The sequence below is a fragment of the Yoonia sediminilitoris genome (assembly GCF_003058085.1).
In the GTDB taxonomy this organism is placed as follows: Bacteria; Pseudomonadota; Alphaproteobacteria; order Rhodobacterales; family Rhodobacteraceae; genus Yoonia; species Yoonia sediminilitoris.
The window spans coordinates 248,918-270,817 of the sequence record NZ_QBUD01000003.1; the positions used below are offsets into that span (position 1 = coordinate 248,918).

The window sequence follows — 21,900 nt, forward strand, 5'->3', positions numbered from 1 at the left end:
CCGACAGCAGATATTATCCGCCCAGCCCGAAGAGGTCCCTTATGAACGACCAATCTCCTAATGATGTCTACCACGCCTCCTCATTCTTGCAGGGGCACAATGCTGAATATGTCGAACAGCTTTACGCCCGTTACGCCGACAATCCCGGCGCGGTAGATGAAAGCTGGCAGGCGTTTTTCCGGTCATTGGGTGACACGCCTGCGGATGCCAAGGCAGAGGCCTTAGGCCCATCATGGAGCCGGATGGACTGGCCGCCTGTTCCCAATGATGACCTGACCGCAGCGCTTGACGGGCAATGGCCAGCCGAACCGGAAGCGGCAGGCAAGAAGATCAAGGAAAAGGCCGCCGAAAAAGGCGTGAGCCTTGATGAAACGCAAGTGCGCGCCGCTGTGCTGGACAGTATCCGCGCGCTGATGATCATTCGTGCCTACCGGATCAGGGGCCATCTGATTGCCGACCTTGACCCCCTGGGCATGCGCGCAAACACGCCCCATCCAGAGCTTGACCCGGCGTCCTATGGCTTTACCGCCGCCGACATGGACCGGCCCATTTTCATCGACAATGTGCTGGGTCTTGAAGTCGCTACGATGAACGAAATTCTGGCGATTGTGCAGCGGACTTATTGCGGCACTTTCGCCCTGCAATATATGCATATTTCCAACCCGGCAGAGGCAGGTTGGCTGAAAGAACGGATCGAAGGTTACGGCAAGGAAATCGCCTTTACCAAGGAAGGCCGCAAGGCGATCCTGAACTCGCTGGTCGAGGCTGAGGGATTCGAGAAATTTCTGCACGTCAAATATATGGGGACCAAACGGTTCGGCCTTGATGGCGGCGAAAGCCTGATCCCCGCGATGGAACAGATCATCAAGCGCGGCGGGCAGCTGGGGCTTGATGAAATCGTGATCGGGATGCCCCACCGTGGGCGCCTGTCGGTCCTGGCCAACGTGATGGAAAAGCCCTACCGCGCCATTTTCAACGAATTTCAGGGCGGGTCTTTCAAGCCCGAAGATGTCGACGGCTCCGGTGATGTGAAATACCACCTTGGCGCATCCAGCGACCGCGCATTTGACGACAACACCGTGCACCTGTCGCTGACCGCGAACCCCTCCCACCTTGAGGCTGTTAATCCGGTTGTTCTGGGCAAGGTCCGCGCCAAACAAGACCAGAAAAAAGACACCGACCGCACCCGCGTGATGGCGATCTTGCTGCATGGCGATGCTGCATTTGCCGGGCAGGGTGTCGTGGCCGAAGGGTTCGGGCTGTCCGGCCTGAAAGGGCACAAGACCGGCGGCACCATGCATATCGTCGTCAATAACCAGATCGGGTTTACAACCGCGCCCCATTTCTCGCGCAGTTCCCCCTACCCCACCGACATTGCGCTAATGGTCGAAGCCCCGATTTTCCACGTCAATGGCGACGATCCAGAGGCAGTGGTTCACGCCGCTCGTGTCGCAACTGAATTCCGCCAGAAATTCCACAAGGACGTTGTGCTGGATATTATCTGCTATCGCCGGTTCGGACATAACGAAGGCGATGAGCCGATGTTCACCAATCCGGTGATGTACAAGAAAATCAAGAAGCAGAAAACAACACTGACGCTTTATACAGAACGGCTTGTCAATGACGGACTGATCCCGGAAGGCGAGATCGAGGATATGAAAGCCGCGTTTCAGGCCCACCTGAACGAGGAGTTCGAATCCGGCAAGACCTACAAACCCAACAAGGCCGACTGGCTGGACGGGAAATGGTCGCATCTGGACCGTCAGGATGACGAGAAGTACCAGCGTGGTCAGACCGCGATTGCGCCAGAAACGATGGCCGACATCGGCAAGGCCCTGACAACCGTGCCTGAAGGTTTCCCGATCCATAAGACGATCGGGCGGTTGATCAAATCCAAGCAGGACATGTTCGACAGCGGCACCGGTTTTGACTGGGCCACGGGCGAAGCGCTCGCGTTCGGATCGCTGCAATTAGAAGGCTACCCCGTCCGCCTGTCTGGTCAGGATTGCACCCGCGGTACATTCAGCCACCGCCATTCCGGCCTGATTAATCAGGAAACCGAAGACCGCTACTATCCGCTGAACAACATTCGCAAGGGCCAAGCGCATTATGAAGTCATCGACTCCATGTTGTCAGAATATGCAGTTCTAGGCTTTGAATATGGCTATTCGCTGGCCGAACCCAATGCGCTGACCCTATGGGAGGCGCAATTTGGCGACTTTGCCAATGGCGCCCAGATCATGTTTGACCAGTTCATCAGCTCTGGCGAAAGCAAATGGCTGCGCATGTCCGGTCTGGTTTGCCTGTTGCCGCACGGCTACGAAGGGCAAGGGCCGGAACACTCCAGCGCGCGGTTGGAGAGGTTCCTGACCATGTGTGGCGGCGACAACTGGATTGTCGCGAACTGCACGACGCCTGCGAACTATTTCCACCTGCTGCGCCGCCAATTGCACCGGTCATTCCGCAAGCCGCTTATCCTGATGACGCCAAAATCTTTGCTGCGGCACAAGTTGGCCGTATCGCGGGCCGAGGAATTCACCACAGGCTCCAGCTTCCACAGGGTTTTGTGGGACGATGCGCAACAAGGCAACTCTGACACCAAGCTTGTCGCAGATGACAAGATCAAGCGGGTCGTGATGTGTTCGGGTAAGGTCTACTACGACCTGTTGGAGGAACGCGATGCGCGCGGCATCGACGATGTTTACTTGTTGCGGATCGAACAATTCTATCCGTTCCCCGCCCTATCCGCCGTCAAGGAACTTGAACGGTTCAAAGACGCCGAAATGGTCTGGTGTCAGGAAGAACCGAAAAATCAGGGTGCATGGACCTTTATCGAACCCAATCTGGAATGGGTCCTGACGCGCATTAAAGCCAAGCACATCCGCCCCGTTTATGCAGGCCGGAACGCCGCCGCGTCACCCGCAACCGGTCTGGCCAGCAAACATAAAGCAGAACAAGCAGCCCTCGTAAATGATGCGCTGACAGTCGAAGGATCAAAGAAATGAGCACTGAAGTCCGCGTCCCAACCCTTGGCGAATCCGTCACCGAAGCGACCGTCGCCACATGGTTCAAGCAGCCCGGCGATTCAGTTGCCGTTGATGAAATGCTTTGCGAACTCGAAACGGACAAAGTCACCGTAGAGGTCCCAAGCCCGATCGCCGGAACCCTTTCCGAGATCGTGGCGGCAGAAGGCGAGACCGTAGGTGTTGACGCCCTGCTGGCCCAGATTTCCGAAGGCGACGCAGCCCCCGCCCCCAAGGCCGAAACGCCAAAAGCGCCTGAAACGCCCGCGACCCCGGAACCGGCTGCACCATCTGCCGCCGCGCGGACTGACGTGGAAAACGCCCCCTCTGCCAACAAACTGATGGCCGAAAACAACCTGACGGATGTGCAGGGAACCGGCAAGGACGGCCGCGTGATGAAAGAGGACGTGTTGAACGCCCTCGCCAAGCCAACCGCCGCTCCGGCAGCGCCCGCCGCCCCGCGCGCACCTGTCGCCGCCAATCAGTCGGAACGCGAAGAGCGGGTGAAAATGACCCGTCTGCGCCAGACCATCGCAAAGCGCCTGAAAGACAGCCAGAACACCGCTGCCATGCTGACCACCTATAATGAGGTCGACATGACCGAGGTCATGGCGCTGCGCAACGAATACAAAGACCTGTTCCTGAAAAAGCATGGCGTAAAGCTTGGCTTCATGTCCTTCTTTACCAAGGCCTGCGTGCATGCCCTGAACGAAGTGCCCGAAGTGAACGCCGAAATTGATGGCACTGATGTGGTTTACAAAAACTACGTCAACATGGGCATCGCCGCAGGCACACCGACCGGCCTTGTTGTCCCTGTCATCAACGACGCCGACCAGATGTCATTTGCCGCAATTGAAAAGGCGATTGCCGAAATGGGTGCCAAGGCCCGTGACGGCAAGCTGTCCATGGCCGAAATGCAGGGCGGCACCTTCACCATCTCCAACGGCGGGGTCTATGGCTCGCTCATGTCCTCACCCATCCTGAACCCGCCGCAGTCGGGTATCCTTGGCATGCACAAGATTCAGGATCGTCCAATGGCCATCAACGGTGAAGTGGTGATCCGCCCGATGATGTATTTGGCGCTGTCCTATGACCACCGGATCGTCGATGGCAAAGGGGCCGTGACATTCCTTGTGCGGGTGAAAGAAGCGCTTGAGGACCCTCGGCGGTTGTTGATGGATCTGTAAACAGACTGAGTTGGCCCAATAATGTCCGTGAAAGTCGAATTGCTGATGCCTGCACCAGCATTTCTTCTGTTGGCAGGATGCTGGGAAGCGGGAGCGGCAGAACTAAGTGATGGTCCACTTCCGAAAAGCTGTCGCGCTTCGCTGCAATCCACGAGACAGGGTCGCACCCGGACCTCGGGGTGGGCGCTGTGATGGCTCCGTTTTGCAAAACATCGCCAAGAGTCGCAAAGACAGCGCAAATCGCAACGCCGCAAAAGCGCCCTCCCCATGGGGGAGGTTCGCGCGCTGCCCGGCGATGCTAGGCGGATGCGCTATATGACTCGTGGGCCTTTGAAAATTTAGGGAATCGGAATTATGACACCTGAACTCACAGTCTTGGCCCTCGCCGCACTTCTGCAAGGGCTGCAATTCTCTCTCTACTCAGCGACCTCGATCGCGCAGGTCGGCCCCGAGAAAGCCGCTGGCCCCCGTGACAACAAGATTGAATTGACCGGTGGCGCGGGCCGTTTGCAGCGTGCGCTGACGAACCATTTTGAAGGGCTGATCCTGTTCACTATTGCCGTCGTGGTCATCAGTCTGGGCGACAAAGGCACCGGGTTCAGCGCGACTTGCGCATGGACCTATCTGATTGCCCGCGTCCTCTATGTGCCCGCCTACTATTTCGGCTGGGTCCCATGGCGGTCGGTGATCTGGTTTGTGGGGTTTCTCTCGACCATACTCATGATATTGTCAGCCCTGATCTGAGTTACAACTGTATGTATAGTATATTTACGCTGTATTTACGCCATCTGTACGACGCATAGAATTGAAAACCGCCCAAAGGAGTCCCCATGTCCAGCTACGATGTCATTATTATTGGTGCCGGTCCCGGCGGCTATGTCTGCGCCATCCGCTGTGCCCAACTTGGGATGAAAGTCGCTGTGGTCGAAGGCCGCGAAACGCTGGGCGGCACCTGCCTGAACGTCGGGTGTATCCCATCCAAAGCCATGCTGCACGCCAGCCATATGCTGCACGAGGCAGAGCATAATTTTGCCTCCATGGGCCTGAAGGGCAAAGCGCCTTCTGTCGATTGGAAGCAGATGCTTGCCTATAAGGACGAAACAATTGGCCAGAATACCGGCGGCATCGAATTCCTGTTCAAAAAGAACAAGATCGACTGGCTGAAAGGCTGGGGATCAATCCCAGAGGCGGGCAAGGTCAAGGTGGGCGACGATATCCACGAGGCCAGGCATATCGTGATTGCCTCAGGGTCCGAGGCATCCTCCCTGCCCGGTGTTAAGGTTGACGAAAAGACGGTCGTGACCTCGACCGGCGCGCTGGAGCTTGGCAAAATCCCCAAGAAGCTTGTCGTGATCGGCGCAGGCGTCATTGGCCTTGAACTTGGGTCCGTTTATGCGCGTTTGGGGTCAGAGGTGACGGTGGTCGAATTCCTTGACGCCATCACTCCCGGCATGGACGCTGAAATCGCCCGACAGTTCCAGAAAATGCTGACAAAGCAGGGATTGAAATTCACGCTTGGCGCTGCTGTGCAGGGCGTCACAGTCAAGGGCGCCAAAGCGACCGTGACCTACAAACTGCGCAAGGACGACAGCGAACATACGCTGGCCGCCGATACGGTGCTGGTTGCGACAGGTCGCAAGCCCTATGTCGAAGGGCTTGGGCTGGACGCGCTTGGTATGGAAATGACTGATCGCGGCCAGATCAAGACAGATGCCAAATACGCCACCAACATTGCCGGCATCTATGCCATCGGTGATGCGATCGAAGGGCCAATGCTGGCCCATAAGGCCGAAGACGAAGGCATGGCCTGCGCCGAGGGCCTTGCCGGGCAACATCCCCACGTCAATTACGGTGTGATCCCGGGCGTCATCTACACCCACCCCGAAGTCGGCAGCGTCGGCGAAACCGAACAGACGCTGAAGGAAAAAGGCCACGCCTACAAGGTTGGCAAGTTTCCCTTTATGGGCAACGCCCGCGCCAAGGCGAATTTCGCAGGTGACGGCTTTGTCAAAATTCTGGTGGATGCCGCGACCGACCGCATTCTTGGCGCCCATATCATCGGTCCAATGGCGGGTGACTTGATCCATGAAATCTGCGTCGCAATGGAATTTGGCGCCGCCGCCGAGGATATCGCCCGCACCTGCCACGCGCATCCGACCTATTCGGAAGCGGTCAGGGAAGCCGCACTTGCCTGCGGTGACGGGGCGATCCACGCCTGACCAATGTGGTCAAATCTGCAAGATAATGGCCGCGTTGGGGATGAACCTGACGCGGCTTTCTTACGTCACACAATATCACCGATCATCGGTCAACGGGGCTATTTGCGCGCCATCCTGCGGCTTGTCTGGACTGACCGTCAAAGACTGCCCTGATCGCCATTTGCGCGCAATATTCCGGAACGGGATGCTGTAGAGCTTCCAAACAGAGTTATATTCGCTTTCTTCCATGCCATAGATTCCGAATTTCACGTCTCTGGCGTCCTCGGGCATGTGGTATGTCTTGAACAACACATCCCAGAGCGGAAACATGAAGGCGAAATTTTTGTCCAGATGATCCGGATGGCAGCTATGATGCACATGGTGGTGCGCCGGCGACGGAAAAATCATCGACCATTTACCCGGCCAGCGAAGCCAGATGTGCGAATGGCGCAGATGATATCCCCCCAGATTGAACAGGAACACCAGCAGCGGGACACCCAGCACAACGGGCATATTGGGCAAATACCCCAAGGTCGCGCTGACACCACCCATGACAACCCCGTAAACCGCCCCGATCCCCAGTGCATAGGCGACATTGTCGAACGGGTGTTCGCGAAAGTTGGAGATCGGGTGCATCACTTCGGGGCTATGGTGAACCTTGTGAAACTCCCACAGAAGCGGAATTTTGTGCTGCAAGTAGTGCAGGTAAAAGGCTGTGAAATCGGTGATTGCAATAATCACAACCATGTAGAGCAGAGAGATAAGAATATCAGCAAGCCCCGGCACCTCTGACGTCCGGATCGCATCGACAAGGCTATCTCCACCGGTTGTCACCCCAAAGGCAAAGGCCATCGTGGCACCTGTCAAACCGACATACAGCAGCTTGCCCGTGAACTGGTTCACCAAGAAGAATTTGAAATCCAGCCATGCAGAGGGATGGCTCCAGACTGAACGCGGAAGCAGGAACGCAAGAAACGAATCGTCCGCCGTCTTTGTCTTGCGTCGCAGATAGACCCAGAAAGCAAAGGCGAGGCCACCCGCAATATAGATCACATACAGCCGACCTGATGGGTCAAACGGCATCTGGACAAGTGACCAGAACTGCTCTGCAAGAACAGCAAAGATACTCTCAAAAAAAGCGAGAAACTGGTTCATCGTCAATGCTCACCCCATGTATCGCAAAGCCTAGCTTATCTTACCTGCCTATATGGCTTTTTTTGAGCATAATTGCGACCAAAGCCTGCCTGCCAACAATGAAAAGATGAAATCACGCGCCTTTGACAGGTTTCGCCTTCCTCGTGCGAAGAACTCTGACAAACGCCCCAGACAATTTCGGAAAAAAACACAACTACGCCACAATTCCACCCTTAAAAGAGGGTCGTGCCGGGCGAGTGAAGGAATAGTTTCATGAAGAACGCATTCTTTGCATTTATGTGCCTGCTGGTATGCGCAGCACCCGCAAATGCCTTGTCGTTCGACGATCTGCGCAATCTCTCCAAGGATGACCTCCGGAACTTTTCAATCGATGACCTGATGGTCGAGAAGTACGAATTCATCGCCCCGACACGTATTCCGAGCGAAGCAGCCACGCGGGCCCCGTTGGGCGAAAACGGCAGGATGTCGCTCTGCTATCTGACGCGCGGGATCGAGATTTTTGGCTACTCGGTCACAAAGGACGTGCAAAGCTATGTGCTTGCCAGTGATGGCTGCGCAGGCACAGCAGACGCCGAGATTCGCCCGTTCGACTCAGACCAGATGATGGCGGCCCAGTCCGCCACGCTGAACCTGATTGATGCGAACATCCCTCCGGTCGCAAAAAACGACATGAGGCGAAACATCGAAACCTACGGACTTCTGGCCGGTGTGGCGCTATTGATGCTTGCCATAATCATCAAACGTCTGAAGTCGTTGCTTGGGATTAGCCGCCAAGGGCCACTGCGCAAGAAGGCTGCGCATGCTCTGCTTCTCGCGCTTTGCCACGCCGCCAAATGCGATGGTCTGGTGGCCTCCAAGGAGATCAGCATGATCGGCAAGACCATGAAACGGCTTGCACAGCGAAATTACTCAACGGCTGAGATCATGCGCATTTCTGACCGGGTGCATATCAATCTTTCGACCGAGGATTATATCAATTTCGGCAAAGGGCTGCGGGACCGGGAAAAGGATCTGATGCTTAAGGGCGTGCTCTATGTCACTATGGCAGGCGACCGTATGCTGCCTGCGGAATACACGTTTGTTTCAGAACTAGCGCATGGGCTTGGCATCCCCGCAGAGGACTTCCGCAGGGTCATGTACGACGCTTTTGCCGAAAAAGAGGCAAACCCCATCTAAAACTTGCGCCTGTCGAGGTCAGCCCTTCAACATCCGCAAACCTTGTATGGCATCGGTGCGCACGGCAAGCCGTAGTCCCGGTTCATCCCCGGCCTTAAGCGCCGCGAGAATATGCTTGTGATGGAATGGTGGCTCTTTGCGGTTCAGCCGCCCGTAGAGCGCGCGCATCGTCGGCCCCAATTGCAGCCAGACCGTTTCGGTCATGGCGAGCATTGCTGGGGCCTGCGCCCGCAAATAAAGGGTCCGGTGAAATTCCAGATTCATCCGGATATAGCCCGTCGCATCATGACGGGCGATCATCTGGCTGACCCCTTGGTTGATGGCCTCCAACCGGTCCAGCAAGGCAAAATGCGCACGCGGCAGGGCACGAGAGGCCAATTCGGGCTCTAGCATGGCGCGCAAAGCCGCAAGTTCTTCGATACGTTCATTTGTCAGCGCAGGTGTGGATACCCGGCCGGACGAAGACAGGAAAAGCGCGCCTTCGGCCACCAGACGCCTGACCGCCTCGCGCGCGGGCGTCATCGAAACATCATAGGTCTTGCCGATCCCGCGCAGGGTCAGGGCCTCTCCGGGCTCGATCTCGCCGTGCATGATCCTAGTGCGCAAAGCACGATAGACCCGTTCATGGGCAGCAGTCGTGGGGTCAACGGGGCGGGCGGATAACATCATATGCAAGTTGTGATTACAAAGTGCAAAATCGTCAATCCGCGAAGATCACGCGATGCAGCTGGTCTCCATGTTGACGCAACCATTTTCGCGGGCTGTCGTAGTCTGGAAACAAATCCCCGACCACCGCCCAGAAAGCAGGGCTATGATTCATTTCCCGCAAGTGTGCGACTTCATGAGCCGCCACATATTGCAGAACCTCGGGCGGTGCCATGATCAGCCTCCAAGAATACATCAAAACGCCCTGACTGGAACAAGACCCCCAGCGCGATCTGGTATCGCGCAGCGACAAACGGCTGTATGTCTGTCCCAGCTTGGCGGCATAATGGTCAGAGGCGGCAGCCAACCGGTTGCGCGCATGGGATTTCAATAAGCCCTGCACGCTTGCCCCCACCGCAGCACCGGACGCAACCGCAATCTGGTCAGGCTCCATCCGCGACCGTTTGCCCGCACCCAAGACAATCGGAAGCGCGCGCCCTTCGACCAAAACCGTCCCCCCGACCCGTACCTGCTGAGCTGGGGCCAGATCTGCCAGATGCCCACGTAACCAGCTTTCTCTGTCACGCAAAAAAGCGATCCCTTCACGCTCGGCTGCGCGGATGGGTAAAGTCAGGGTCACACGGCCATCCAGCCGCGACACCCGCAGCGACAACCGTTTGGCCCGGGCCGACCGGCGCAGCGTTACGTCAATCGCAGGGTTGCCTTCAAGCCTGTGACGTCCCATATCCAACACTCGTATTGTTCATGTGCCAAAGGCTTTGACACGCCCTGCTGCTTATGGCAGTTGGCACCGATAACCCGCAAGGGTCCAAGATAGATTTTGAAGGGACAGCCAATGCCTAAGGAAGAGTGGGGCACAAAGCGTCTTTGCCCCGAGACCGGCAAACGCTTCTACGACCTGAATGCCACGCCGATTATAAGCCCCTACACGGGCAAGGAAGTCACCGTTGATACGTCCAAGACCCGGACAATGGTTGCAGACGCCGAAGATGCACAAACCAAGAAGATGGAGGAATCGACCGAGGACGAGGATCTGGTGCTCGACGATGACGACGACGATGACGTCGACCTTGGTGATGATGTTCTGGAAGATGACGACGACGACACGGTGTCGCTTGACGAACTGGCCGATGTCGCCACTAACGACGACGAATAATTTGATTGCAAGCCGGGCGTTTTCTACTTGATCTCGCCCGCTTCGCTGCCTAGACAGCAGCACGCCGCGGCAATTGCCGCACGGATGGGGCCTTAGCTCAGTTGGGAGAGCGCTTGCATGGCATGCAAGAGGTCAGGGGTTCGACTCCCCTAGGCTCCACCATTCGCCCCCTTTCTCTTTATGGTGAATTACAGGTCCTTCAGGGGCAGCTATTTGTCAGGATTCGTTGGTCAGCATGGGACAGCGAAACATGGCAGGCCGCCACGTGTCGGAAATCATTGCCCCCCTGCTCCCTCAGACCCAGCGCAAAAACCTAACCCCCCTTGGGAAGTATCGGGACTAAATCGCGAAGAGGGGGCATGTGACCGTACCCCGAGGAGAGACCATCAAGTCGGGCTGAAATGAACCGATCAGCAAATCAAAATCACCGCTACCGAGAACTTGACCTTCATGCATCACAGCAGTGTGCATGAATGGCCGGGTTCTGCCACATGGCCGCACAAATGATGGCGCACAAAGAAGACAAGAAAGGACATGCCAGCGTTGATCGCAACAAGACCACTGAGACATGAACAAGGGTGGGTCAAATCTCGGTGACAATCAACATTTCTGCTCTTCATTACGCATGCGCAATCAAGGCAGGAGTAGATTAGTTGGCGGTTGATCAAAGATATATCTGGCGAGCGATCCCGATTTTATCGAGGAATTTCTCGTCGTGGCTGACCACAAGGATTGCCCCGTCATACGCATTCAACGCTGTTTCCATTGCTTCGATGGCTTCAATGTCAAGATGGTTGCTTGGTTCGTCCAGCAGGAGAAGTTTCCGCGGTTGACTGTGTCCAAGGGTGCAGGCCAAGGCTGCACGCATCCTTTGACCCCCGCTTAGTGAACCGATGCGTTGATTTGCGTCATCACCGCGAAAGAGAAAGCGGGCGAGAGTCGCACGGCGGGCGTTCTCGCTGGCGTTGGGATCTATCCGCGCGATCGCCTCGCGAACAGTCTCGTTCGGGTCTAGCAGGCTGAGGTCCTGGTCGATCATCGCGGCAGGCACTTGAACGGAAACAGACCCCTGCTGCGGTTTGAGTAGCCCCTCGATACAGGCAAGCAGGGTTGATTTTCCCGTTCCGTTCGCCCCGCAAACGGCAACACGCTCGGGACCTCGGATCGAGAACGAAATCCCCTCAAGCAGGGGGATGTGCGTTTGGTGTCGAAATTGAACTGCCTCAACCCGCAACACATCCACGCCTGAGGCCAGACCAGATGGAGCGATATCCATAGCCAACGGCTCCAGCCTCTCCATTTCTTCGCGGGCGGTTTCAAGCGCGCCCTCAGCCTTTTCAGACTGGCGGCTACGAAGCCGTGCAGCGGATGCGCCTGAGCCTTCACTGCGCTCCTTTGCGGCGTTTAACAGAAGTTTTGATTGACTACCCGACGCACGAAGCTGTTTTCCCTGCCGGTCTGTGCGCGCTTTGCGTTCCGCCGCAACCTGTGCACGTGCCCGGGTTGCGGCAACAGCACGCTCCGCCTGCACCAACGCGTGTTCTGCAGAAGCCATTTCGGCATCCTTTTCCGCGCGAAAGACCTGATAGTTACCGCCATAGACGCGTGCGCCAAGGGTCGTCAGCTCAACGGTTTCGTCCATTTCATCAAGCAGGCTGCGGTCGTGACTTGCAACAACAATGCAGCCGCGCCAAGCACGCAAGGCATCAATAACATATTGCCGTCCTGCCCGATCAAGGTGGTTCGTGGGCTCGTCCAGCAAAAGTGCATCATGCTGAGCGAACATGAGTGCAGCGAGACTGGCCCGGGTCCGCTGGCCACCGGACAAGGATGCCAGAGGCGTTTGAGGCGTGTGCTCGAGCCCCATGTTGCTCAGAGCCACCTGCAATCTCGCCTCAAGGGTCCAGTCCGCATCGGCAAAATCATCTTGGTTGGCTTCGCCGCGTTCAGCCCGCGCCAGAATCATGAGTTGTTGCGTGGCACCAAACAAGTCAGCAATCGTGGCGTCTTGATCGCACGCTGGGTTTTGACGCAGAAAGCCAACCGAAGGTGGTTTTGTGACTGTCCCCGCCGATGGGGTCAGCTCGCCTGTGATGATACGAAGAAGCGTCGATTTACCTGTTCCATTTCTACCGACAAGACCGGTCCTCAACGCGCCAAAGGTTACGGTCAAATTGGCAAGAATGGGTTCGTTTTCAGGTGTGTGCCAGCTCAATCCGGCAAGAGAGATAGTAGACATAATTTGCGCCCCAATGAGGAAACCGAGTGGTGATCAAACGGTGAGTGCGCAATCCATGATGATGTCTCCAAAACTGATTGGTCTTCGAATAATGGGCATCTTACAAGAAAACAAGGGATTGCTGGCCGAAAGGCTTGCCGTGACCGCAGCTTCCACGCCTATTTGATGTTGGTCATTGAAATGCGGCGATAAAATCTGCTCATCGCCGCATTGCCATGGTTGCCCTGACATCGCCTCTGCATCAAATGGCTGCAAAAATCTGCCTGCGGCGCCAAATCGAACCAGACATGAGCAGGCTGACACAGAATGCGAGTTCCGCAAGCACAGGCAACCCATAGGCCGGCGCAAAGACTACGAACATATCCGGCGCGAGGAAGCGCATTCCACTGCCTGCAAGATAGACAGCACCCGCAGCAATGATCCCCCCTCCGATGATTTTGGGAAACATGCCGGAGTTCCAGATCAGCAGGCCTGTCAGAAAGCTGTTGATCGCAAAGAAGATCAATCCCAGATCATAGCCATGCGCGTGCAGATTAAGATATGCGAGGGCGAGGGCCTCGGTCTCTGCGCCGCCCAGACCTACGCTGTCCTGCCCGCCAGTGATCAGAAGCCATGCGACCTGCATATTGAGCAGATTGGCGGCGATCAGAACGGACTGAATCAATCGGAAGACCATCGCTGCCAAAGCCAGAATCGGTGCGACGGACCGGAACAACACAAAAAGCGTGATTGCCAGAGCCGCGTCAGCCACTGCCATGATGACATCAGCGATGATCGCCAATGGCAGGGTCAGCCCGGCAGCGCGGACTGCAACGGCTGTTGCGGAAGCTGACGAGAGATCAACAAGCGGACCGCGCAGGGCGACTTCGGCGCCGATGCCGCAGATGATGATGACGAGATAGAGAAGACCAGAGATAAGGGCGAGCGATAGGTCGCTTTGATTCAGTTGGCGTTGCATGGGTACATTCCTTTTGGTTGATGGATTTCAGGTGTGGGATGTGAGCAAGGATGCTTGGCGGTGGTCGCGGGCTGATTGCGCGGCGCGACTGACGATCGCCGGGGCCTTGCCAGACAGGCTGGCATCGGTGAGGGCATTGACCATGAACAGTGCAAAATCGGTGCGGCGCGTCCGGTTGGACGCAAGGATCGGATCACCGACGTTCGCGGCCCAGACTGGCAACCCTTCGGTTTCGCCTTCTTCCAGATCAGAGGCCCGGACGATGGTCCAGTCCCTGTCCGCGCCGAATACCAGTTGTGCTGCCGCTTCCTGATCGTCGATGTCGGCCATCTGCGTGAGCTTTGCGATCCGTCCGAAGACCCAAGACTTGATCCGCTCTTTCAGCGGATAGCGGTCGGTATCTTTCAATTTGACATGCCAACCGCAGGAAAAGACCAAACGTGCGTCGGGCTTGGCATATCTGAGAACCGCCTCAGCCATTCGCGTGGCCATCCGGTCGCGCCCCCAGGGCACGAGCACGGTCAATACGCCGTCCGCGTCCTGCACGGCCTTGCGTATGATCTCCGGGTCTGTGGTACTGCCGGGTATGACGCTGATCCGCTGACCGAACCGCGCAAGCTTATCGACACTTTCCGGTCGGCAGACGCCAGTCACCTCGTATCCGCGGGACAGGGCGTGTTCGGTCATATACTGACCAAGCTTGCCGGATATTCCGATGATCGTGATGCGTTTCATGGTATGTCCTTTCATTTCGGGCGATGCATTGCCCAAAGGATGAAAGAACAGACGCGCGGGAATAACCGCCCCGGCGGAAAATCACTCTTTAGCGGTTGTTAAGAATGGGTCAGACGGCCAACGCGCCACGTAGGTGATCAATGAAAGCCAATACGCGCGCATCCATACCAAGTCGCGAGCCCGTCACCGCGTAGATGTCCCTCGTGGGCAACGTGTAGTCTGGCAGTACCCGCATGAGTTCGCCACGCGCCTCTGGGCCTTTTGACACGAAACTGGGCAGCGGGCCGATGCCGTAGCCAGCGGCGAGTATTTCTGACAGGACAATGCTGTTGGATATCTTCAGGTCCGGATCGACGCTGATCGTCTCGGTGCTCTGCGGTCCGGTCAGAGCCCATTCCAACAAATGGTCGGCAAGCAGGAAGCCTGCGATACGATGTCCTGCGATTTCGTCAGGGCTTTGCGGGGTACCATGTTTTGCCAGATATGCAGGCGATGCGAACAGTCGCTGATGAAAGGTTCCGATCTTGCGCGCAATCAGGGAACTATCCTGCAATACAGCGCCCACCCTCAGTGTAAGGTCAATACCTTCTTCGACAACATCCACAACCCGCTCCTCGAGCGCCAACGTCACACGCACGTCGGGATACTCTGACAGAAAGCCGGGCAGCATCGGCCCAATGATCGCCTGACCAAAGGAATTGGAGCAACCAATCTTGAGCGGGCCGCTTACCGTGCTGGCGCTCTCACGGATGCCGTCCTCAACACGCGCGACCGCTTCAACGATGTCGCGCGCCTCGTCATAGAAGCGTCTGCCGTGGTCGGTCAGCGACATTGACCGGGTGGTGCGTGTCAGCAAGGTCGTACCGAGGCTTTCTTCAAGCAGCTTGACCTCGCGGCTCAGTAATGCGGCTGACACACCGAGATCATCCGCAGCTCTCGAAAAGCTGCCGCGTTCGACAATGCGGCAAAAGGCCTTCATGACGGATAGCTTGTCCATGCCTCATTATAGGCTTGCAAACGGGTAGATCGTCCAGCGATCTTGGTGATACTGCGGGAAAAGATACCTTAAAAAGGAAGATGCGGTCGTCTTATTCAGGAAATCAGCGCTTGTTGCACCCAAACTCAGACTGACTTTAATATTCTGATCAGCGTGAACATGGCATCCAAAATTGGTTACGCTCACTGCGTCTCATAGTGTTCGCGGGATATTCACCCCGGTTCCGAGACAACTCTGCCCCAAATTACACAAGTGCTAGTGGGTCCAGACGCCACGCCGGTTGGTTGCAAAATTCTCGCCATATCCGCCAGGGCGGATGTTGGCCTTGCGGCGTTTGGGTTCCTGCACGACCGGATCAATCCCCTTGTCGCGGGCGTAATGCAAAGCGGCTTCCTTGGTATCAAACGTCAGTTTGACCTGCGACTGCGTGTCAGAGGACGAAGTCCAGCCCATCAAAGGATCAACCTCGCGGGCGGTCTCGGACACATACTCCAAGACCCAATGTTTTGTCTTTGCGGTGCCCGACGACATGGCCGTGCGAGCGGGCTGATAGATTCGTGCACGCATCTGATACTCCTGATCCTGAGGCTTTATCCGGCAAACACGCATGGCACGCAAGGGTTTCGGTCTGGCAAAGACTCGGGGGAATTGCAGTCTGCGCCAATAGCACGCAGGACGACTACCAAAACGTCTGCCAAAAAGGCGCGCCAATCCTCGTTTCCTAAACCGCCGTGCCTGCGTCCAACCTATCCAGCCAATCCTGCGCTTCTTTCAGCACCTTATCGCGCCGTTTCTCGTCCATCCTGTCCCAGACGCGGTACATATTGCCCATACGCGGGTTACCCTTGAAACGTTCCCGATGCCGGTCAAGGAAATGCCAGTACAACAGGTTGAACGGGCAGGCGTCGGGGCCGGTCTTGTCCTTCACCTTATAGGCACAGGACCCGCAGTAGTCCGACATTTTATGAATATAATTCCCGGACGAAATGTAAGGTTTTGACGCGATGATTCCCCCATCCGCAAACTGCGACATGCCAATCACATTGGGCGCCTCGACCCATTCATAGGCGTCGGCGTAAACAGCGAGATACCACTCATGCACCTGCACAGGATCCACGCCCGCGAGCAGCGCGAAGTTGCCCGTTACCATCAGGCGCTGGATGTGGTGGGCATAGGCCTCGTCCCGCGTCTGCGCCACGGATTTCGCCATGCAGTTCATCTTGGTCTCGCCGCCCCAATAGACGGCAGGCAGATTGCGGGTATGGTCCAGCGCGTTGCGCGAGTTATAGTCAGGCCCCTCGCGAAAATAGATGCCGCGCACATATTCGCGCCAGCCAATGATCTGGCGAATGAACCCTTCGACCGCATTCAGCGGCGCGTCGCCATCGAGATAGGCCTGCTCTACCTGCTGACAGACCTCCAGCGGGTCAAGCAGGCCAGCGTTGATATAAAGCCCGATTATCGCATGATAAAGAAAGCGATTATCGTTTAGCATCGCATCCTGAAAATCACCGAATTTCGGCAATCCGCCTTTGATCCAGTGTGTCAAGTGCCTGCGGGCCTGGGTTTGATCCGTGGCGAACCAGAAATTTTCAACATTTCCAAAATTGTCGGCAAAACGGTCCGCGACCAGTTCCAACACCTCTTGCACGGTGTCATCCGGCGTGAACTGCATCGGCCCGCTATAGTCAACCTGATCAGGCGCGGGCTTGCGGTTGTCGTGGTCGTAGTTCCATTTACCGCCTTCGGGCTGATCGCCATCCATCAACAGACCGGTCTTGCGGCGCATGTCGCGATAGAAATATTCCATCCGCAACTGTTTGCGGCCCTCGGCCCACGCGTCAAATTCATCATGGCTCGCGATAAAACGGTCATCGGGCAATTGATGCGCCTTGATCGGCAAATCCCCCAGCGCTTCGATCAGCCGCCATTCGCCGGGTTCGGTATAGACAACGCCCGCAGCCTCATGCTCTGACGCGCGGCGGATCAACTCACCTGTGATTGACCCGCTGTTGTCGGGCTCATCCCACTTGGTGTAGGCGACCTTCCAGCCATCATCGCGCAGTTTCCGGGCAAATTTGCGCATGGCTGCAAAGGTAAAGGCGATTTTCTTGGGGTGATGGGGGACATATGTGGCCTCTTCCATCACTTCGGCCATCACAACCACATCGTTCGCCTTGTCCGTCTTGCGCAGGGCGGACAGATTTGACGACAGCTGATCGCCCAGAACAAGAACCAGCCTCACCAGGGAATCTCTTTCGCGGCGTAGTCGTAGAACCCCCCGGTGTGTTCCGGTTTTAGCGCTTTGATGACGCGGAGCAGATTTTCAGCGGCTTCTTGTGGCGGCACGGTTTTGTGCCGTCCGGCATACTCGGCAGTGAATGGCGTTGCCACGGTGCCGGGATGGAGGGCGACACAAAGCGATTCCTTATGCGAACGCCCCAATTCGATTGCCGCGCCGTGGACGATCTGGTTCAGGGCGGCCTTGGATGCGCGGTAGCTGTACCAACCGCCAATCTGGTTGTCCCCGATTGAACCCACGCGTGCCGACAGCGTCGCCACAACCGCGCGCCTGTCTTTTGGTATCAGCCGGGCAGCATGGGACAGAACCAATGCGGGCCCGATTGTGTTGACCTGAAAGACACGCGCCATGTCGTCATGCTTTAGCGCACTCAGGCTTTTTTCCGGGCGTCCGGTCAACGGTGCAAGAATACCGATTGAAATAAAGATCAGATCAAACGGCCCGTCCAGCCTGTCCAGACAGCGGGCGACTGTTGCGGGGTTGCTGACGTCGAACCCATCCACGGACCGGGACAGGCGGGTAACGTCGACCCTGTCGGCTTCAAGCTGGTCGGCGACCGCTGCGCCGATGCCACCAGAGGCGCCTATGATCAAAGCTGATTTCATGCAACCGTACCTAAGTCGCAAAGGCCACGTTGCAACAGGAACTTCGCACGGCTCCGGCAAAATTGGATGGTGACAATGTGCGGCGTCACTCAAAATGGAAAAATTTATCTTGTTGGCGGCATTCATCACTTTTCAACGCTAAAAAGGTTTGTATAGTCGCCGACATGGAAAAGCGCGCCCATATCATCAGCATTGCCCCCAACGGGCTGCTTTCACGCGATCTCCTACTCCTTAGCTGCCTCTGAGCGTGCCTTTTGGCGCGTCCGCTCAGAGGGGAACAGCGCCAGCACACGCAAGCTAAGGAAATATCATGCAAAATAATCATATCGACTGGATTGGTCCTGTAACTTTCGGTCCGGGTGGGCTTTTCACCCTACCCCCAAATGTCGTAGGTCGCGCCACGGCCAGCACCCCGATGAATAGCGTTGCGGAAACATCCGCCGCCCACACGATCAAATTTGAAGGATCACGCTCATGACCAAGGATAAAGTCCTGATCTTCGACACGACATTGCGCGACGGCGAACAAAGCCCCGGCGCCACCATGACACATGATGAAAAGCTGGAGATCGCCGAACTGCTGGACGAAATGGGCGTCGATATCATTGAGGCCGGCTTTCCGATTGCATCCGAAGGCGATTTTCGCGCTGTCAGCGAAATCGCAGAGCGTGCGAAAGCGGCTACCATCTGCGGATTGGCGCGCGCCAACTACAAAGATATCGACCGCTGTTGGGAGGCGGTGAAACACGCGAAATCCCCCCGCATTCATACATTTATCGGGACCTCGCCACTGCATCGCGCGATTCCGAACCTGACGATGGATGAAATGGCCGAGCGTATCCACGACACTGTCACGCACGCGCGCAACCTGTGCGACAATGTGCAATGGTCACCGATGGATGCGACCCGGACGGAAGAGGACTACCTGTGCCGTACCGTTGAAATCGCGATCAAGGCGGGCGCGACCACGATCAATATCCCAGATACCGTCGGCTATACCGCACCTGTTGAAAGCGCTGATCTGATCCGCATGCTGATCAACAAGGTGCCCGGCGCGGACGAGGTGATTTTTGCCACCCATTGCCACAACGATCTGGGCATGGCGACCGCCAATTCGCTGGCAGCCGTCGAGGGCGGTGCCCGTCAGATTGAATGCACGATCAACGGTCTGGGCGAACGTGCGGGCAATACGGCGCTGGAAGAGGTGGTCATGGCGCTGAAAGTGCGCGGCGATATCATGCCCTATGAGACGCGCATCGATACCCGCAAGATCATGAATATCTCGCGCCGGGTCGCAACCGTGTCTGGCTTTGCCGTGCAGTTCAACAAGGCCATTGTTGGCAAGAATGCCTTTGCCCACGAAAGCGGCATCCATCAGGACGGGATGCTGAAGAACAGCGAAACCTTCGAGATTATGCGCCCCGAAGATGTGGGCCTGTCCGGGACCTCTCTGCCGCTCGGCAAACATTCGGGTCGCGCGGCACTGCGCGCGAAGCTGGCTGAATTGGGATTTGATCTGGCCGACAACCAGTTGAATGATGTGTTTGTGCGCTTCAAGGATTTGGCAGACCGCAAGAAAGAGGTTTTCGATGACGACCTGATGGCTTTGGTCTACCAAAACGACAGTGGCGCAGATAGGCTGAAGCTGAAATCCCTGCGTGTTGTCTGCGGCACCGAAGGACCGCAAACCGCAGACATGACCATGGAAATTGACGGTGCCGACGTTAAAACGTCGGCCACGGGCGACGGTCCCGTGGACGCGACGTTCAACGCGGTCAAATCCCTGTTTTCGCATAACGCGCGCCTGCAGCTTTATCAGGTGAGCGCGGTTACGGAAGGCACCGATGCGCAGGCAACCGTATCTGTGCGGATGGAAGAAGACGGCCGTATCGCGACGGGCCAATCTGCGGACACTGATACTGTCGTCGCCAGCGCCAAGGCCTATATAAACGCGCTCAACCGGCTGCTGGTCCGGCGTGAGCAATCGGAACCGGGCTATGATGTGAAGGGCGTCAGCTATAAAGACGCCAATTGAATAGAAAATGGTGCGGCGGTTGGAACTGACCTTTTCCTTTCCTGCCGCCGCACCGTGGTGCCCCACATTTTTTGACCGGGCAAGGGTGTGATTTGCCGCCGACGGGCGGGAGTCTGCTTCTGCGCTGTTATGCCTTGGCACTGAGTCCCTGCACTGGCTTTGGGGAGAGACTGGCAGCAATCAGTCAATGAATTTCGCCTCAAGCTGGGACAGATCAACATTTTAAATTGAATTTTGTACATCAATCTTACAAATTATTTCCAAATGACGGCAAATAAGTTGAAAAAGTGAAAGCAGCAAAATGCTGCCTTCTCGCTTGAAACTAGGGGTTCTATCCGTCCTTGGCCTTCTTTATAAGCAAACCAGACCGCAGCGGGGGTACAGCTGCACTAATGAGACAGTCAGCAGCAGGAAGGCCGGATTATGGCAGGCTTCGGTGGGTTATTTTCGTCTGATATGGCGATTGATTTGGGCACGGCAAACACGCTTGTCTATGTCCGTGGCAAAGGGATCATCCTATCTGAACCCTCGGTGGTCGCGTACCACGTCAAGGATGGTGTGAAGAAGGTTCTGGCGGTCGGCGAAGATGCCAAGCTGATGCTGGGGCGCACCCCGGGCAGTATCGAGGCGATCCGCCCGATGCGTGACGGTGTCATCGCGGACTTTGATACCGCCGAAGAGATGATCAAGCATTTCATTCGCAAGGTGCATCGCAGGACCACCTTTTCAAAACCCAAGATTATTGTCTGTGTGCCGCATGGTGCGACTCCGGTGGAAAAGCGCGCCATCCGCCAGTCGGTATTGTCGGCAGGCGCGCGCCGCGCCGGATTGATTGCAGAGCCGATTGCAGCTGCGATTGGCGCAGGCATGCCGATTACCGACCCAACAGGTAGCATGGTTGTCGACATCGGCGGTGGTACGACCGAAGTGGCCGTATTGTCACTTGGCGATATTGTCTATGCCCGGTCTGTGCGCGTTGGCGGCGACCGTATGGACGAGGCGATCATCAACTATTTGCGCCGTCAGCATAACCTGCTGATAGGCGAAAGCACCGCCGAGCGGATCAAGACATCTATCGGCACCGCCCGGATGCCTGACGACGGGCGTGGCCAGTCCATGCATATCCGTGGCCGTGATCTGCTGAACGGCGTGCCCAAGGAAACAGAGATCAGCCAGGCCCAGGTGGCCGAAGCGCTGGCAGAACCCGTGCAGTCGATTTGCGAGGCGGTCATGACCGCGCTGGAAGCCACCCCGCCGGACCTTGCCGCTGACATCGTTGACCGTGGCGTCATGCTGACCGGAGGCGGCGCGCTGCTGGGCCAGCTTGATCTGGCCCTGCGTGAACAGACAGGGTTGGCCATCTCGGTTGCCGATGAATCCCTGAATTGTGTGGCTTTGGGAACAGGCCGTGCGCTAGAATATGAAAAGCAACTGCGACACGTGATTGATTACGACAGCTAGGAAGCGTC

19 protein-coding genes and 1 tRNA gene are annotated in these 21,900 nt (G+C 56.7%); 10 read left to right on the forward strand and 10 right to left on the reverse strand.

The window, feature by feature from the left end; translation table 11 throughout:
* The first annotated feature begins 41 nt into the window (after nucleotides 1-41).
* The 4 genes from C8N45_RS09510 (at nucleotide 42) to lpdA (ending at nucleotide 6,429) form a co-directional block, all read left to right on the forward strand.
* Nucleotides 42-3,005: a 2-oxoglutarate dehydrogenase E1 component gene (locus C8N45_RS09510; RefSeq protein WP_108385998.1), complete on the forward strand. Its 2,964-nt coding sequence runs from the start codon at nucleotides 42-44 to the stop codon at nucleotides 3,003-3,005.
* On the forward strand, nucleotides 3,002-4,210 hold the full coding sequence (gene odhB / locus C8N45_RS09515; protein ID WP_108385999.1) for a 2-oxoglutarate dehydrogenase complex dihydrolipoyllysine-residue succinyltransferase: 1,209 nt from the start codon (nucleotides 3,002-3,004) through the stop codon (nucleotides 4,208-4,210). Before C8N45_RS09510 ends, odhB begins: the two co-directional genes overlap by 4 nt.
* A 354-nt stretch (nucleotides 4,211-4,564) precedes the next feature.
* A complete protein-coding gene (locus tag C8N45_RS09520) occupies nucleotides 4,565-4,954 on the forward strand; it encodes an MAPEG family protein (RefSeq protein WP_108386000.1) in 390 nt (129 codons plus the stop codon).
* 86 nt (nucleotides 4,955-5,040) lie between these two features.
* On the forward strand, nucleotides 5,041-6,429 hold the full coding sequence (gene lpdA, locus C8N45_RS09525) for a dihydrolipoyl dehydrogenase (protein ID WP_108386001.1): 1,389 nt from the start codon (nucleotides 5,041-5,043) through the stop codon (nucleotides 6,427-6,429).
* Nucleotides 6,430-6,504: 75 nt separating this feature from the next.
* Here lpdA and C8N45_RS09530 read toward each other — a convergent pair whose 3' ends face one another.
* Nucleotides 6,505-7,563, reverse strand: a complete 1,059-nt coding sequence (locus tag C8N45_RS09530; protein ID WP_108386002.1) for a sterol desaturase family protein — start codon at nucleotides 7,561-7,563, stop codon at nucleotides 6,505-6,507.
* A gap of 252 nt (nucleotides 7,564-7,815) precedes the next feature.
* Between C8N45_RS09530 and C8N45_RS09535 the strand changes: the two genes are divergently transcribed.
* Nucleotides 7,816-8,739, forward strand: a complete 924-nt coding sequence (locus C8N45_RS09535; RefSeq protein ID WP_108386003.1) for a TerB family tellurite resistance protein — start codon at nucleotides 7,816-7,818, stop codon at nucleotides 8,737-8,739.
* A gap of 18 nt (nucleotides 8,740-8,757) precedes the next feature.
* Here the strand turns inward: C8N45_RS09535 and C8N45_RS09540 are convergent, their stop codons facing one another.
* Both C8N45_RS09540 and C8N45_RS09545 read right to left on the reverse strand, forming a co-directional pair.
* Complete coding sequence (locus C8N45_RS09540; protein WP_181868922.1) at nucleotides 8,758-9,408, reverse strand: GntR family transcriptional regulator; 651 nt, start codon at nucleotides 9,406-9,408, stop codon at nucleotides 8,758-8,760.
* 31 nt (nucleotides 9,409-9,439) lie between these two features.
* On the reverse strand, nucleotides 9,440-10,129 hold the full coding sequence (locus C8N45_RS09545) for a M48 family metallopeptidase (RefSeq protein ID WP_108386005.1): 690 nt from the start codon (nucleotides 10,127-10,129) through the stop codon (nucleotides 9,440-9,442).
* Between the two features lie 111 nt (nucleotides 10,130-10,240).
* Here C8N45_RS09545 and C8N45_RS09550 point away from each other — a divergent pair, with 111 nt between their 5' ends.
* Together C8N45_RS09550 and C8N45_RS09555 are read left to right on the forward strand one after the other, a co-directional pair.
* Entirely contained in the window at nucleotides 10,241-10,561 is a 321-nt protein-coding gene (locus C8N45_RS09550) for a TIGR02300 family protein (protein ID WP_108386006.1), read from the forward strand.
* A gap of 86 nt (nucleotides 10,562-10,647) precedes the next feature.
* Nucleotides 10,648-10,723: transfer RNA gene (locus tag C8N45_RS09555), tRNA-Ala, on the forward strand.
* Between the two features lie 502 nt (nucleotides 10,724-11,225).
* Here C8N45_RS09555 and C8N45_RS09560 read toward each other — a convergent pair.
* The 7 genes from C8N45_RS09560 to C8N45_RS09590 form a co-directional block, all read right to left on the reverse strand.
* Entirely contained in the window at nucleotides 11,226-12,800 is a 1,575-nt protein-coding gene (locus C8N45_RS09560; RefSeq protein ID WP_245882616.1) for an ABC-F family ATP-binding cassette domain-containing protein, read from the reverse strand.
* A gap of 241 nt (nucleotides 12,801-13,041) precedes the next feature.
* Nucleotides 13,042-13,758 carry a DUF4386 domain-containing protein gene (locus C8N45_RS09565; protein ID WP_108386008.1) on the reverse strand — a complete coding sequence of 239 codons (717 nt, stop codon included), beginning with the start codon at nucleotides 13,756-13,758 and terminating at the stop codon, nucleotides 13,042-13,044.
* A 27-nt stretch (nucleotides 13,759-13,785) separates the two neighbouring features.
* Complete coding sequence (locus C8N45_RS09570) at nucleotides 13,786-14,493, reverse strand: NAD(P)-dependent oxidoreductase (RefSeq protein ID WP_108386083.1); 708 nt, start codon at nucleotides 14,491-14,493, stop codon at nucleotides 13,786-13,788.
* A 109-nt stretch (nucleotides 14,494-14,602) separates the two neighbouring features.
* Nucleotides 14,603-15,490 (reverse strand): LysR family transcriptional regulator, encoded by an 888-nt coding sequence (locus C8N45_RS09575; RefSeq protein WP_108386009.1) that lies wholly within the window; start codon nucleotides 15,488-15,490, stop codon nucleotides 14,603-14,605.
* A 255-nt stretch (nucleotides 15,491-15,745) separates the two neighbouring features.
* A complete protein-coding gene (locus C8N45_RS09580; protein ID WP_108386010.1) occupies nucleotides 15,746-16,057 on the reverse strand; it encodes an ETC complex I subunit in 312 nt (103 codons plus the stop codon).
* A 154-nt stretch (nucleotides 16,058-16,211) separates the two neighbouring features.
* A complete protein-coding gene (locus C8N45_RS09585; protein WP_108386011.1) occupies nucleotides 16,212-17,735 on the reverse strand; it encodes a cryptochrome/photolyase family protein in 1,524 nt (507 codons plus the stop codon).
* Nucleotides 17,732-18,397, reverse strand: coding sequence for an SDR family NAD(P)-dependent oxidoreductase (locus C8N45_RS09590; protein ID WP_108386012.1), 666 nt, complete (start codon nucleotides 18,395-18,397; stop codon nucleotides 17,732-17,734). Before C8N45_RS09590 ends, C8N45_RS09585 begins: the two co-directional genes overlap by 4 nt.
* Nucleotides 18,398-18,707: 310 nt before the next feature.
* On the opposite strand from C8N45_RS09590, the gene C8N45_RS23205 reads away from it, so the two are divergent.
* From C8N45_RS23205 to C8N45_RS09600, 3 genes are all read left to right on the forward strand, one after another.
* A complete protein-coding gene (locus C8N45_RS23205) occupies nucleotides 18,708-18,875 on the forward strand; it encodes a hypothetical protein (RefSeq protein ID WP_168769440.1) in 168 nt (55 codons plus the stop codon).
* The gene (locus C8N45_RS09595; protein WP_108386013.1) at nucleotides 18,872-20,431 is read left to right on the forward strand and encodes a 2-isopropylmalate synthase; all 1,560 of its coding nucleotides are present in this window, start codon (nucleotides 18,872-18,874) and stop codon (nucleotides 20,429-20,431) included. Before C8N45_RS23205 ends, C8N45_RS09595 begins: the two co-directional genes overlap by 4 nt.
* 423 nt (nucleotides 20,432-20,854) lie before the next feature.
* Nucleotides 20,855-21,892 (forward strand): rod shape-determining protein, encoded by a 1,038-nt coding sequence (locus C8N45_RS09600; protein ID WP_108386014.1) that lies wholly within the window; start codon nucleotides 20,855-20,857, stop codon nucleotides 21,890-21,892.
* The last annotated feature ends 8 nt before the right edge of the window (nucleotides 21,893-21,900 follow it).